This is a genomic window from Herbiconiux solani NBRC 106740 (assembly GCF_001571005.1).
Lineage (GTDB): Bacteria > Actinomycetota > Actinomycetes > Actinomycetales > Microbacteriaceae > Herbiconiux > Herbiconiux solani.
This window is the reverse complement of sequence record NZ_BCST01000003.1, coordinates 21,981-34,646: the sequence shown is the minus strand read 5'-3', so window position 1 is coordinate 34,646 and position 12,666 is coordinate 21,981. Positions and strand designations below refer to the sequence as shown.

13 protein-coding genes are annotated in these 12,666 nt (G+C 71.4%); 8 read left to right on the top strand and 5 right to left on the bottom strand.

The window, feature by feature from the left end:
• Positions 1 to 35: 35 nt before the first annotated feature.
• A complete protein-coding gene (locus HSO01S_RS05895; RefSeq protein ID WP_066039666.1) occupies positions 36 to 455 on the top strand; it encodes a VOC family protein in 420 nt (139 codons plus the stop codon).
• Between the two features lie 35 nt (positions 456 to 490).
• Here HSO01S_RS05895 and HSO01S_RS05890 read toward each other — a convergent pair whose 3' ends face one another.
• Positions 491 to 784 (bottom strand): hypothetical protein, encoded by a 294-nt coding sequence (locus tag HSO01S_RS05890; RefSeq protein ID WP_066039665.1) that lies wholly within the window; start codon positions 782 to 784, stop codon positions 491 to 493.
• Positions 785 to 829: 45 nt separating this feature from the next.
• On the opposite strand from HSO01S_RS05890, the gene HSO01S_RS05885 reads away from it, so the two are divergent.
• Complete coding sequence (locus HSO01S_RS05885; protein ID WP_066039664.1) at positions 830 to 2,314, top strand: APC family permease; 1,485 nt, start codon at positions 830 to 832, stop codon at positions 2,312 to 2,314.
• Positions 2,311 to 3,240: an aldo/keto reductase gene (locus tag HSO01S_RS05880; RefSeq protein ID WP_066039663.1), complete on the top strand. Its 930-nt coding sequence runs from the start codon at positions 2,311 to 2,313 to the stop codon at positions 3,238 to 3,240. The genes HSO01S_RS05885 and HSO01S_RS05880 overlap by 4 nt, the downstream gene beginning before the upstream one ends.
• Before the next feature lie 29 nt (positions 3,241 to 3,269).
• On the opposite strand, the gene HSO01S_RS05875 is transcribed toward HSO01S_RS05880, so the two are convergent.
• Complete coding sequence (locus HSO01S_RS05875) at positions 3,270 to 3,785, bottom strand: O-acetyl-ADP-ribose deacetylase (RefSeq protein ID WP_066039662.1); 516 nt, start codon at positions 3,783 to 3,785, stop codon at positions 3,270 to 3,272.
• Positions 3,786 to 3,819: 34 nt separating this feature from the next.
• Here HSO01S_RS05875 and HSO01S_RS05870 point away from each other — a divergent pair, with 34 nt between their 5' ends.
• Positions 3,820 to 4,350 carry a DinB family protein gene (locus HSO01S_RS05870; protein WP_066040012.1) on the top strand — a complete coding sequence of 177 codons (531 nt, stop codon included), beginning with the start codon at positions 3,820 to 3,822 and terminating at the stop codon, positions 4,348 to 4,350.
• Positions 4,351 to 4,515: 165 nt separating this feature from the next.
• Here HSO01S_RS05870 and purQ read toward each other — a convergent pair whose 3' ends face one another.
• The 3 genes from purQ to HSO01S_RS05855 form a co-directional block, all read right to left on the bottom strand.
• Entirely contained in the window at positions 4,516 to 5,214 is a 699-nt protein-coding gene (gene purQ, locus HSO01S_RS05865) for a phosphoribosylformylglycinamidine synthase subunit PurQ (protein WP_066039661.1), read from the bottom strand.
• On the bottom strand, positions 5,211 to 5,504 hold the full coding sequence (purS, locus tag HSO01S_RS05860) for a phosphoribosylformylglycinamidine synthase subunit PurS (RefSeq protein ID WP_066039660.1): 294 nt from the start codon (positions 5,502 to 5,504) through the stop codon (positions 5,211 to 5,213). The genes purQ and purS overlap by 4 nt, the downstream gene beginning before the upstream one ends.
• A gap of 73 nt (positions 5,505 to 5,577) precedes the next feature.
• Positions 5,578 to 8,286: a helix-turn-helix transcriptional regulator gene (locus HSO01S_RS05855; protein ID WP_066039659.1), complete on the bottom strand. Its 2,709-nt coding sequence runs from the start codon at positions 8,284 to 8,286 to the stop codon at positions 5,578 to 5,580.
• A gap of 431 nt (positions 8,287 to 8,717) precedes the next feature.
• On the opposite strand from HSO01S_RS05855, the gene HSO01S_RS05850 reads away from it, so the two are divergent.
• Genes HSO01S_RS05850 through HSO01S_RS05835 form a run of 4 tightly spaced genes read left to right on the top strand, consistent with a single transcriptional unit; the run spans position 8,718 to position 12,585 of the window.
• Complete coding sequence (locus tag HSO01S_RS05850) at positions 8,718 to 9,437, top strand: SipW-dependent-type signal peptide-containing protein (RefSeq protein ID WP_066039658.1); 720 nt, start codon at positions 8,718 to 8,720, stop codon at positions 9,435 to 9,437.
• 49 nt (positions 9,438 to 9,486) lie between these two features.
• Positions 9,487 to 10,044 (top strand): signal peptidase I, encoded by a 558-nt coding sequence (locus HSO01S_RS05845; RefSeq protein ID WP_066039657.1) that lies wholly within the window; start codon positions 9,487 to 9,489, stop codon positions 10,042 to 10,044.
• A gap of 26 nt (positions 10,045 to 10,070) precedes the next feature.
• Entirely contained in the window at positions 10,071 to 10,835 is a 765-nt protein-coding gene (locus HSO01S_RS05840) for a hypothetical protein (RefSeq protein WP_157078940.1), read from the top strand.
• A 1-nt stretch (position 10,836) separates the two neighbouring features.
• Positions 10,837 to 12,585, top strand: a complete 1,749-nt coding sequence (locus tag HSO01S_RS05835) for a choice-of-anchor G family protein (RefSeq protein ID WP_066039655.1) — start codon at positions 10,837 to 10,839, stop codon at positions 12,583 to 12,585.
• Positions 12,586 to 12,666: the final 81 nt, after the last annotated feature.

Below are 12,666 nucleotides of genomic sequence, written 5' to 3'. Positions count from 1 at the left end.
GGACACCCTCCGCCTATCCAGCGCGAGGAGGCGCCATGAGCATCAACCTGAACCCCTATCTCAGCTTCCGCGGTGAGGCCCGACAGGCGATGGAGTTCTACGAATCGGTCTTCGGCGGCACCCTCACGAGCAGCACCTTCGCCGAGTTCGGGATGTCGTCCGATCCGGCCGAGGCCGACCTCGTCATGCACGCCCAGCTCGTGACGCCGGCGGGCCTGATCCTCATGGGGTCGGATGTCCCCTCCTCGATGCCCTACACCGTCGGCGACAACATCTCGGTCTCGCTGAGCGGTGACGAGGACGACGAGGTGCTCTCGGGCTGGTTCGCCGCGCTCGCCGAGGGCGGCGAGATCACGCTGCCGCTCGAGAAGGCGCCGTGGGGCGACAGCTTCGGGCAGCTCACCGACCGATTCGGCATCCACTGGCTGGTGAACATCGGCGGCACGGCCGCCTGAGTTCAGGCCGGGCCTGCCGGCCCGACCGACTCGGCTCAGCCCTGGTCGTGCGAGTGCTTGGCCGAGCGGCGCGCGACCAGCGCATCCTTCTCGGCCTTGAGCGACGCCACGGTCGACTCGTCGAGCGCGGGGTCCGGGATGTCGAGGAACGGGCTCTGGCTGCCCGTGCGGGAATTGAGCACCGACGAGTAGTTGATGGCGGCGGCGCGCACCTTCGCAGTGGCGCGTTCGCGCTTGCTCTTGCTGCTCTTGGAGTCCTCGAGCACCTCGACGTGCTTCTCGAGAGCCTTCGTGAGCTCCTTCAACGCGGTCTTCGTCTTCTTGGCCATGGGGGCATTATGCCGTCTGAAGGTTAACGGGGGCATGCTTGGTCCATGACGACGACGTCACCGTCGACCGGCACGCCGGAGACAGAGCCAGAGCTCAAGAAGGTCATGGGGCCGAAGCTCCTCCTGCTGTTCATCGTCGGCGACATCCTGGGCACCGGGATCTACGCGCTGACCGGCCAGGTCGCGGCCGAGGTGGGCGGGGCCGCGTGGCTGCCGTTCCTCATCGCCTTCGTCGTCGCGACCATCACCGCGTGCTCCTACCTCGAGCTGGTGACCAAGTTCCCGCAGGCGGCCGGGGCGGCGCTGTACGCGCACAAGGCCTTCGGCATCCACATCGTCACCTTCCTCATCTGCTTCACGGTCATGTCGTCCGGGATCACCTCGGCGTCGGCCGCGGCGGGTGCCTTCGCGTCGAACTTCGCGATCGGCTTCGGGCTCGGCGAGGGGCCGGGGCTCGCGCTCGTGATCGCGCTGGTGTTCATGATCCTGATCGCCGCGGTCAACCTCCGCGGGGTGGCCGAGAGCGTGGGCCTGAACGTGGTGCTTACGCTGGTCGAACTGTCGGGGCTCCTCCTGGTGATCTTCATCAGCTTCTTCGCGATCTTCGGCGGCCAGGCCGACTTCTCCCGGGTGGTCGCCTTCGCGACTCCGGACGACAAGAACGTGTTCCTCGCGATCTCGACGGCCACCTCGCTGGCGTTCTTCGCGATGGTCGGCTTCGAGGATTCGGTCAACATGGCCGAGGAGACCCGCAACCCGAGCCGCATCTTCCCGAGGGTGATGCTCACCGGGCTCGGCATCACCGCCGTGATCTACGTGCTCGTCTCGATCGTGGCGGTGGCGATCGTGCCGGTCGGGGAGCTCGCCGGCAACGACACCCCGCTCGTCACGGTCGTGCAGACCGCGGCTCCGGACTTCCCCATCTCGGCGCTCATCCCCTTCATCTCGCTGTTCGCGGTCGCCAACTCGGCGCTGATCAACATGATGATGGCGAGCCGACTGCTCTACGGCATGAGCAAGCAGGGCGTGCTGCCGCCGTTCCTGTCGAAGGTGCTGCCGGGGCGGCGCACGCCGTGGGCCGCCATCCTGTTCACCACCGCGATCGCGTTGGGCCTGACCGCGTTCGTCTCGGTCGACCCGAAGAACCCGATCGCCGTGCTGCTCGGCGGAACGACCTCGCTGCTGCTGCTCGCGGTGTTCGCGGTCGTCAACGTCTGCGTGCTGGTGCTGCGCCGGCAGAAGGTCGACCACAAGCACTTCCGCACGCCGACGGTGATGCCGGTGCTCGGGGCACTGCTCTGTGTGTTCCTCGTGCTGCCCTTCACCTCGGGGAGGCCGGCGGCGCAGTACGAGATCGCCGGAATCCTGCTCGTGATCGGTCTGCTGCTCTGGGTCGCGACCTTCGTCGACCGGCGGGTGCGGGGGTACGCGCGGAGCGCCGCGATCGACCCCGAGGAGCTCGACGACCCCGACCCGGCGAACGACCCGGGCCCGGCCGAGAACTCCGGCTCTGCGAAGATCGAGGGATGAAGCAGTTCACCCTCCCGCGAACCGATCTGCCCGCCTCGAACGTCATCCTGGGCATGATGCGCATCGGCGAGCTCGACGACGCCGAGATCCGGATGCTCGTGAAGACCGCCCTCGACACCGGCATCACCGTGTTCGACCACGCCGACATCTACGGCGGTTCGCCGCACGCCTGTGAGGCGCGCTTCGGCGGCGCGGTGCGGTTCTCGCCGGCCGAGCGCGAGCAGGTGCTGATCCAGTCGAAGGTCGGCATCCGCGAGGGCTACTTCGATTTCTCGGCCGAGCACATCGTCTCCAGCGCCGAGGCCTCGATCTCGGCGCTCGGCCTCGACCACCTCGACCTGCTCCTGCTGCACCGGCCGGATGCGCTGGTCGAGCCCGACGAGGTGGCCGCGGCCTTCGACGCTCTGCACGAGCAGGGTCTCGTCACGGCGTTCGGGGTCTCGAACCACACTCCCGGGCAGATCGAGCTGCTGGCACGGTCGGTGCGGCAGCCCCTGATCGTGAACCAGGTGCAGCTGAGCATCACGCACGCGCCGCTGATCGCGGCGGGGGTGGCGGCGAACATGGCCGACGACCCGCAGTCGGTCGATCGCGACAACGGGCTGCTCGACTACTGCCGGGTCGAGGGCATCACGCTGCAGGCGTGGTCGCCGTTCCAGAGTGGAAAGTACCCGGGCGTCTTCCTGGGCGACCGGGAGCACTACGCCGAGCTCAACGACGTGCTCGACGAGCTCGCGGCGGCCTACGGGGTGACGCCGACGGCGATCGCGCTGGCGTGGATCACGCGGCATCCGGCGGGCATCCAGGTCGTCCTCGGCACGACGAGCCCGTCGCGGGTGCGGGAGGCGGCCGCGGGATCGGAGCTCCGGCTGACGCGGCCGGAGTGGTACCGCCTGTTCACGGCGGCGGGGCACCGGCTGCCGTAACGGCGTCCGGTCGCTGCACCCGCTGCGCTTTACAGCGACTCGGCGAGGGCCCGCTCGAAGTGCGGGAGCATCGTGGGCGTCAGCGCGAACGAGACCTCTCCGTCGAAGGGCGCGGCCCGAACCGTCTCGACGGCGATGCGCGCGGCGTCGGCGTGCGGCCAGCCGTAGACGCCGGCGCTGACCGCCGGGAAGACGACGGATGCCGCACCCAGCTCGATGGCCACCTCGAGCGACCGCCGGTAGGCCGAGGCGAGCACGGCCGAGCGGTCCTCCCGCGCCGACCAGACGGGCCCGACGGTATGGATGACCCACCGTGCCGGCAGCCGCCCCGCGGTCGTGGCGACGGCGTCACCCGCGGGCAGCCCGTCCGGCAGCACGGTGCGCCGCAGCTCCCGGCAGGCGGCGAGGATCTCGGGCCCGCCGGCCCGGTGGATCGCCCCGTCGACCCCGCCCCCACCCAGCAGCGAGCTGTTCGCGGCGTTCACCACCGCATCCGCCGTCACCGTGGTGATGTCGGCGACCTCGACCCGCACCCGATCCGTCATGCCCCCGACCGTACTCGCGGCGTACCCTCGTCGCATGACCAGTACCGAACCCTCGACCGGCACGCTCCCTCCCGACGAGCGGCCGCAGGCGCCCGAGCGCGGTGGCGAGCGCGAGACCCTCGAGGGCTTCCTCGACTTCCAGCGTGCATCGGTGGTGTGGAAGGCCACCGGCCTCAGCGATGCGGATGCGGCGCGCCGCCTGCTGCCGAGCCTCACGACCGTGAGTGGCCTCATCCGCCACCTGGCCGACGTCGAGCGCTCGTGGTTCCGCGAGGACCTCGACGGCCAGCAGAACGTGCCGTTCCGGTACTCGGACGCGGATCCCGACGGCGAATTCCGGGTGACGGAGGCCGACAGCCTGGCCGAGGTCATCGCCGACTACGAGGCGGCCTGCCAGGAGTCGCGCGAGGTGGCGGCCCGCTACGACCTCGACGCCCCGAGTGCGGCCCGAGACGGCCGCTTCTCCCTGCGCTGGATCATCCTCCACATGACCGAGGAGACCGCCCGCCACCTCGGCCACCTCGACATCCTCCGAGAACTCCTAGACGGAGCCACCGGCGAATAAGAGCCCACTCACCTGCCCAGAGCAGTCGCCCGAATGCCGAAGGCGACGGGCCCCTCTCAGACGACCCAAGGTGAGGCCGCGGCCGCGTCAGCGACCGCAGCCGAGCATGTCGCCCGCGCCGCAGAGGCGGCGGCGCGGCCCTGACGGGCGCGCGCAGCACGCTCGTCAGGCAGCTAGCACCGCTTCCAGGGCTGAGCGGAAGATCGTCAGGCCGTCGACGCCCGAGCGCATCGCGAGGGGGGTGTCTGGGCCGAAGCCGGCCTCGACGGCGTGCTCGGGGTGGGGCATGAGGCCCACGACGTTGCCGCGGGCGTTGGTGATGCCGGCGATGTCGTCGAGCGAGCCGTTGGGGTTGACGCCCACGTAGCGGAAGGCCACGAGGCCCTCGCCGTCGAGCCGCGCAAGGGTCTCGGCCGAGGCGATGTAGCCGCCCTCGCCGTTCTTCAGCGGGATGGTGATCTCCTGGCCGACGGTGTACCCGTTCGTCCACGCCGTCGACGCGTTCTCGACCCGCAGCACCTGGTCGCGGCAGACGAAGCTGCCGTGATCGTTGCGGATCAGGCCTCCGGGCAGCAGGTGCGCCTCGGTCAGCATCTGGAAGCCGTTGCAGATGCCGAGCACCGGCACACCGCGCTCGGCCGCCGCGATGACCTCGCGCATGATGGGGGAGTGCGAGGCGATCGCGCCGCAGCGGAGGTAGTCGCCGTAGCTGAAGCCGCCGGGGAGCACGACGGCGTCGACGCCCTGGAGGTCGTGGTCGCCGTGCCAGAGCGCGACCGGCTCGGCTCCGGCGAAGCGCACGGCACGCTGGGCATCCCGGTCGTCGAGCGAGCCGGGGAAGGTGACGACGCCGACCCGGGTCACGCGAGCACCCCGGATGCGGACGCGGCGCTGTGCTCGCCGGCCTCGTCGACGACGGTGATGTTCACGACATCCTCGATCACCGAGTTCGACAGCAGGTCGTCGGCGATCTCGCGGACGGCCGAGAGCACGTCGGCGTCGACGGGCCCTTCGACGGTCAGCTCGAAGCGCTTGCCGACGCGCACGGAGGTGAACTCCGAGCGGCCGAGCCGGGTCAGTGCGCCGGCGACGGCCTTTCCCTGCGGGTCGAGGAGTTCGGCTTTGGGCATGACGTCGACGACGATCTTCGGCACGTGGTGCTCCTGCGGTCGGGGCGGGACGGACTCCTCTATTCTACGGCAGGCTCCACCCTCGTCGGTCGGTCGCCTATGCCAGCCGCCACCCGCGGCTGTCGGTCGGGCCGCCGTCGGCCTCGGCCACCATCCGCCCGAGCTCCCGGCGGGTGCGCGCCCCCACCTTGCCGCGCGCCGTGTACACGTGCGACTCGACCGTCCGGACCGAGAGGAACAGCTGCCGCGCGATCTCCTTGTTCGTCAGCTGCCGGGAGACCAGCAGCGCGATCTCGTGCTCGCGGTCGGTGAGTTCGGCGAGCACCGCACCCTCCGCTCCGTTCTCCTCACGGTGCGCGTCGCCGAGCCCGCGCCTGTCGTCGAAGCGGCCGCCGCGCTCGTCCGCACCCCTCCGCGAACCGATCTCCTGCGTGAACCGCTGACCCTCGGACCGCGGCCTCTCGGCGGTCTGCGGCTCCGCGCCGACGAGCCGCCCGGCGTCCCCCCGCTCGGCTCGCGCGGCACCGTGGCGATCGGCCAGATGCCGGTCGCCTGTGTGCCGGTCGCCGCGCCGGTCGGTCCGGCGATCCGTCGAGTGCCCGCCCACCGGTCGCAGGTCGGCCTTCAGGATGCCCGGGGGCGCGTACGCCTCCATCGGCACCATCTCGCCGGCGCCCATCAGATGGGTGAGACGTTTCACGTCGATCGACTCGGGAAGGGTCGTCCCCGCGGCTTCGCGCTCGGCCAGTGCCTCGGCCGCCGCCTCGGCGGCACCGGCCGGATCCCCCTCGGCCGCCCGCAGCTGCGCCTCGACGATCAACCCCGAGACCCGGTAGAGCCGGTGCGAGGCGACGAGGTCGGGGTCGACCTCCTCCTGCAGCGCCCGGGCGCCGGCGAGGTCGCCGAGCTGTGTGAGGGCCGCGATCCGCGAGTGCACGACGAGAGGCCGCCAGAGCGCGAACTCGATCCGCTCGAACCGGCGGAGCGATGCCGCGAACTCGATCTCGGCCCGCGCCCCGTCCCCGGTTCCGATCCCGTGCAGGGTGCCGGCCGCGATGCCCACCATCGCGAGCCCCGTCCGGTCGTCGCGCTGGGCCGCCTGCAGCGTCGCCGCGCGGAGCCGCTCGGCGAGTCCGGGCGTGGCGACCCCGCCGAGGATGGTGGTCATCGCCTCGAAGCAGAGGATGGACAGCTCGGCGAGCAGCGACACCGTCTGACCGGTCACCGGATCGCGGTTGGCCCGCTCCGCCTGCGCGAAGGTCGAGGCGCCGCTGTCGAGCCGCCCGAGCTCGGAGTCCGCCATCCCGGCCATCACGCCCGAGCGCACCCGGGCGAGGGTGTGGGAGCCGGGAACCGCGAGCACCTTCTTGGCGTGTTCCACCGCGCGCGCCCAGTCCATCTCGAGGCACGCCGACTCGGCCCGCTGCACGTCGAGCTCGCAGAGGATGGTCGGGTCGGTGATCCCGCCGGCCGCCAGCCACTCCTCGATCTCCTCCAGTCCGCGCCCGAGCGGCATCCACGACAGCAGCGCTCCCCACCAGCGGACGAGCCGCCGGAGGTCGTCGGCAGGCATGCTCGCGGGCTCGTGCACCGTGAGCTCCTGGTAGGCCTCCTGCCACCGACCCAACCGGGCGTAGGCGCGGGAGGCTTCGATGTGCAGGGTCGCGCAGCCGTCGGTCTGCCGGCCGAGGTTCACGTACGCCAGCGCCAGGTCGGCCCGCCCGCGGGAGTTGGCCGAGCGGGCGGCGTTCGCGAGGATGCGGCAGCGCACGCGGCCATCCACCTCCGCGGGCGAGGGCACGGTGGGCTTGGCGATGTACCACTTGCTCGCCACGAGGCGGTCGACGGCGTTGCCGACGGGGTGCGGGCCCGAGGCCAGGGCGCGGTTCGCGACCGCGTCCAGCGCCGCGCCCAGCTTCTCCGGGGCGACCCGTCGCTCGGCCTCCCGGGCGAGCGCTGCGTTCGTGTAGAGGCCCCGCTCGTTGCTCGGGTCGACGAACACCGCGCGCCGCTGGATCAGCGACTGCAGCACCTCGGGGTCGATGTTCTGAGCGGCGGTGGCGTGCTCCACCCCGCGCAGTCGGCCGAGGACGGCGAGTGCCAGGCACTCCTCCTCCGTGCACTCGCCGAGCGAGACCGAGAAGGCATCGGACAGCCGCGAGCCGGGCGGCAGGTCGCGGGCCGGGTCGAGGGGATCGCGACCCGCCGCCGAGGCGGCCGCCGCATCCAGAGCGAGTTCGTGCAGGAGCCTGCGGGAGCCCACCGACCGGGTGAACAGCGCGGCCCGGGTCGCGGTGTCGAGACTGCCGGGGCCGACGAAGGCGCTGATCAGTGCGTCGGCGGTGGCATGGTCGAGCGGCGAGAGGTCGAAGCGGGCGGCCGCGCCGTCGAGCCAGAGGTCGACGACGGCCTGCGCGTTGCCCTTGGAGGGGTCGGCGTCCACCGCCAGCAGCACCCGCGCCGACCCGGTGAAGATGGCGCGGGCGATCACGTCGAGCGAGGCCGAGTCGAGGGCGTGGGCGTCGTCGACCACGATCAGCACGGGATCGGCCTCCGGATCGGTGGCGCCGGTCAACAGCGGGTCGAGCCGTTCGTCGGCCGCCGCCTGGAGGGCCCCGAGAGGCGCCCGGGAGAGGGCGTTCGCGCCCCGCACGATCACCGGGTCCAGCCGCCGCTCGCGAAGGAGTCTGACGACTTCGGCGGTGAAGAAGCTCTTACCCGAACCCAGAGCCCCGGCCAGCATGACGCTCCCGTCGCGCCGCAGGTGGGCAGCCACCTCCTCGACCCGCTGGTCCACGCCGACCATCGTCGATCTGTTCTCGTCAGAGGAGCCGACGCGTCGGAATCCACCCACCGTTGTTGTCATCTGTGACCCCCACGACCACATCATCACACTCGGACATCCCCGAGGGAATGACACGACTTCGTCCCACCCCACCGCGGCGTCCCCCCAACCTACCGAGCCGAGCTCGTCACCGTGCGCTCCCAAGCGGTCTACCTACTACCGAATTGTGCCGAGCGCAGGCCTTCGCACTACCGAGATCAGCCCTTCACAACAGTGTCGGATACCGGGATCCCCGCAGCTCTCGGTGTCGGCACCACGGAGCAACCACCGAGTCGGGTCGTCGGCCATGGTGCACCGGTTCTCGCCGCCCCTAGCGTGCGGAAGCAGATCCGATCGGATCGCGGTCCGCCGGATGAGCGGGGGCCGCACCTGACTGAAATGGGGACAACGAGATGACATCTCACGCTTCGACGGAGAAGAACAGCGGCGGCAAGGGCGGCACCCGCCGCAAGGTCTTCGCTCTCGCCGCGGCGGGCGCCGTGCTGGGGATCGGCGCCACCGCGACGCTCGCGGCCTGGACCGACTCCGAGTGGGTGTTCGGCGGTGACGGGGCCGGCGGACCCGGCATCGGCACCTCGACCTTCGAGGTGCAGCAGAACACGGTCGCGCCGTTCAACGTGCCCACGGACTTCGTGAGCGAAGACACGAACCCGGGTGGCGAGATCACCTTCGGGCTCGACGCCCTCGACATCTCGCCCGGTGACGCGGTCTACTCCGCGATGTCGCTCCGCACCACGGCCACGTCGCTCGCCGGCACGGTCGAGCTGCAGCCGGCCGTCCCGGCCGCGGGCATCGCGGTCACCGACCCCGACGAGCTGCTGTTCGACGCGCTCGAGGTGCGGGTGGCCACGAGCGCCACGCCCATCGCGGTCTGCGACGCGACCGCCTTCAGTGGCGCACCCGGTGCCCCGACGGTGATCGCCGACGGCCCGCTCGGCACGACCGGCGGCACGGCCACCCAGGCCCTCGCGGCCGCGGCCGGCGGCATCCAGTACTACTGCTTCGAGGTCTCGCTGCCCGATCCCTTCGTTCCCGCCACCGGCTTCACGGCGGACGACTACATGGGTCTGACGGCGGCTCCGGCCTGGAACTTCGAGGGCGAGGCCGACTAGCCCGCACCGAAGACACCGACCGGATCTCCAGACCACCGCGGGGGAGCAGATGAGCACGAGCACGACCACGACCGTCCGGCACCGACCGTCGCTCCGCGACGCGACCGTGACGACCGTGGGAACGCTCGGCATCCTCGCGGTGGTCTGGCTCCTGGTGTCGTGGATCTTCTCGCTCTCGGTGATCGTCTTCGTCACCGGGTCGATGGCCCCCACGATGCCGACCGGGACGGGCGCCGTCATCCAGACCGTCCCGGCCTCGGAGCTGCGGGTGGGGGACGTGGTGACCGTACCCCGCTCCCTGAGTGGCACCCCGGTCACCCACCGGATCGTGGCGATCGACGAGGTCGCCGGGGTCGCCGAGCAGCGGTCGCTGACCCTCAAGGGCGACGACAACGAACGGCCCGATCGCCAGCAGTACGTCGTCGCCGAAGCCGGCCGGGTGCTCGTGGCGGTCCCGGGCGCCGGCACCGTCGTCGCCTGGCTGAAGAGCCCGATCGCGATGGTCGGGATCACCGTCGCCGTCGCCGCCATCGCGGCCTGGGCGTTCTGGCCCACCCGCCACGACCGGCCCACCCGCCGCGACCGGCGCGCCAGGCCGCGCCACTGACACAGAACCATCGACAGGGGAATCACATGCTCCATCCCGAACCGGTCCGGCGGCGTTCTCGCGCCGTGACCGCGCTGATCGGCCTCGCCTCCGTCGCCGCGCTGGCCTTCGGCTCGCTCGTGCTGGCGGATGCGGCCACGGCCGCCTTCGTCGACGTCCCCGAGACCGGCGCCCCCGGCCATCTGGTGCTGGCGGCCGATCCCTACCCTGCCGAATTCCTCGACATCAGCCCGGGAGACCCCGCCTACTGGCAGGTCGACGCCCGGCTCGAGAACGCGACCCGCGCCACCCTGACCCTGGAGCTCCGGAAGGACGGCGCGGTCACCGAGCATCCCCGCGGGATCACGATGACCGTCGACCGCTGCTCGGTCGCCTGGACCGACCCCCAGACCGCCCCCACCTGCCGCGAGGGCTTCGCGCGGATCGCCGTGGCCACACCGGCCGACGACTACGCGACCTCGAGCCCCACCTTCACCCTGCAGCCCCTGACGGCGGGGTCGCCCGAGCACCTGCTCGTCACCCTCGCGGTCGAGGACTCGGCCGCGGCGATGGCCGACGACAGCCTGATGGGACTGACCGGCTCGATGGGCGTGGGGCTCACCGCCACCGCCATCGACGACCGCCCGATCACGCCCGTGACGCCCGGAAAGGGCAACCTCGCGAACACGGGTCTGGACGGCGGGCTGCAGGCGATGCTCGCCTTCGGCGCCCTCACGGCGGGGCTCCTCGGCCTCGCGATGGTCGCGGGGCGCCTCCACAGACGAACGATCCGACGCGGCGAGGACTACTGAGATGCAACGACTCACGACCACCATCGGCCTCCTGACCGCGACCGTCCTCACGGTCGCGCTGGTGCCCTCCTCGATCGCGGCGACCACGGCGTCGTGGCCCGACGACGAGTGGGTGCATGACACCGTCGGCACCTCCTCCTTCGACTGCGGCACCGACGAGGGCTACGCGACCACCGCATCCGGCCGTTTCCTCAGCGGCTCGCTGCTCGGCACGAACCTCGACAACGTGGCCGCCCTGCGCGGCATGACGCTGACCCGCGACGGTGCGGGCGCGCTGACGGTCGACCCCTCGAACGCCCAGAACCTCGGCTCCACCCCGCCGACGGCGACCTACGCGAACCCGCTCGACATCTCGCTGCTCGGCGGCATCGCGGGGCTCAACCTCACCGGTCTGCAGGTCGGCCTCCCGGTCGGCTCGCTCGGCGCGGTGAACCAGTACGCCCAGGTGTCCGGTCACGGCGACTCGACCGGCGCCTCGGGCCTGGTCGACGACTCGGGCGGGGTGCTGGTCTCGGCGTCGACGCCGGACGACCAGCTGCCGCAGCCGGCGACCGTCTCACTGACCTCGCTGCTCGGCCCGGTGACGGGCATCGCGGATGCGCAGGCCCAGGTGGGTGCGGTCGGCGCCAGCTCGTCGCTGGACTGGTGCGCGGCGCTGCGCTCCTCGCTCTGGGGTGACGGCTCGGTCACCGGGGTCACCCGGGACTACGGGATCGCCGGCCTCGGTGTGCAGCTGAGCAGCCCGCTGGTCGGCAACCTCGTGAGCGGCGTCTCGGCGGGCCTGCCCGCCATCCAGTCTGCCTTCGACGGCCTGACCGGGTCGAACGGCGTGCTCTCGAACCGCATCCGGGCGCAGCTCAACCTGCTCGTGCCCGGCCTGACGGTGGGCAACCTCACCGGCAACGTCACGGTGTCGAACCTCAACCTCGCCACGACCGTGTCGAGCCTGCTGACCCAGAAGCTGACGAGCCCGGACGGGACCGTCTCGGTAGATCTCGCGACCGGGAAGATCGACGCCGACCTCGCCGCCATCCTCGGCGGTGCGGGCGGCCTGAACGACCTGCCGCCGAACACCCAGCTGGTGCTGAACTCCACGGTGCTCAACCCGATCATCACGCGTGTCGGCGCCCTGCTGGACGCCTTCGTGACGCAGGTGACGACGACGATCACGAATGCCATCCGGGCCGCGACCGTGTCGGTCAACCTCGCGGTGGGGCTCAACGTGGCGGGGATCCAGCTGGTGTCGACCGGGCTGCACCTCAACTCGACGCTCGGCGGGCTGGTCGACGGTACGGCGACCTTCACGGTCGACCCGCCCCAGTTCGTCAGCGGGACCCTCCTCGGCACCCTGCTCGGCATCCTCGGAGTGGGCAACACGGTGGCCTCGTTGACCACCGCGATCCTCGGGCTCGCGACGGGACTCGTGGCTCCGCTCGGCAACGCGGTCACCACGACCGTGCTCGGGCTGGTCACGACCCTCGGGGCGTCCCTCACCGGTCTGGTGACGCCGATCGTGACGGCGGTCGGGACGATCGTCAACCGCCTGCCGCAGGTGCTCTCGCTCGCGGTGAACGTGCAGCCGGACCAGCCGGGCGCCCCCTCCGGGACGACCTTCATCCCGGCGAGCGGCGACTCGAGCGCCCAGTACCTCGTGACCGCCCTGAGGCTGGGTCTCGTGCCCTTCAGCGGCGGGACGGTGGCGCACGCGGCCTTCGGGACGGCGTCGGCGGGGCCGAACACGGCCCCCTGAGGCTTGTCCGACCGCTTGGAGATGCGTTAGGGTTTTGACCCCCGAGAGGGTGACAATGATTCAGTTATCCTGAATTAACCT

What these genes read in the sequence shown, in the direction of transcription:
- HSO01S_RS05835 (WP_066039655.1), top strand. Translation starts at nt 10,837, where the DNA reads ATGCAACGACTCACGACCACCATCGGCCTCCTGACCGCGACCGTCCTC.
- HSO01S_RS05850 (WP_066039658.1), top strand. Translation starts at nt 8,718, where the DNA reads ATGACATCTCACGCTTCGACGGAGAAGAACAGCGGCGGCAAGGGCGGC.
- HSO01S_RS05870 (WP_066040012.1), top strand. Translation starts at nt 3,820, where the DNA reads ATGACCAGTACCGAACCCTCGACCGGCACGCTCCCTCCCGACGAGCGG.
- HSO01S_RS05890 (WP_066039665.1), bottom strand. Translation starts at nt 784, where the DNA reads ATGGCCAAGAAGACGAAGACCGCGTTGAAGGAGCTCACGAAGGCTCTC.
- HSO01S_RS05885 (WP_066039664.1), top strand. Translation starts at nt 830, where the DNA reads ATGACGACGACGTCACCGTCGACCGGCACGCCGGAGACAGAGCCAGAG.
- HSO01S_RS05840 (WP_157078940.1), top strand. Translation starts at nt 10,071, where the DNA reads ATGCTCCATCCCGAACCGGTCCGGCGGCGTTCTCGCGCCGTGACCGCG.
- HSO01S_RS05845 (WP_066039657.1), top strand. Translation starts at nt 9,487, where the DNA reads ATGAGCACGAGCACGACCACGACCGTCCGGCACCGACCGTCGCTCCGC.
- HSO01S_RS05855 (WP_066039659.1), bottom strand. Translation starts at nt 8,286, where the DNA reads ATGGTCGGCGTGGACCAGCGGGTCGAGGAGGTGGCTGCCCACCTGCGG.
- HSO01S_RS05880 (WP_066039663.1), top strand. Translation starts at nt 2,311, where the DNA reads ATGAAGCAGTTCACCCTCCCGCGAACCGATCTGCCCGCCTCGAACGTC.
- HSO01S_RS05895 (WP_066039666.1), top strand. Translation starts at nt 36, where the DNA reads ATGAGCATCAACCTGAACCCCTATCTCAGCTTCCGCGGTGAGGCCCGA.
- HSO01S_RS05875 (WP_066039662.1), bottom strand. Translation starts at nt 3,785, where the DNA reads ATGACGGATCGGGTGCGGGTCGAGGTCGCCGACATCACCACGGTGACG.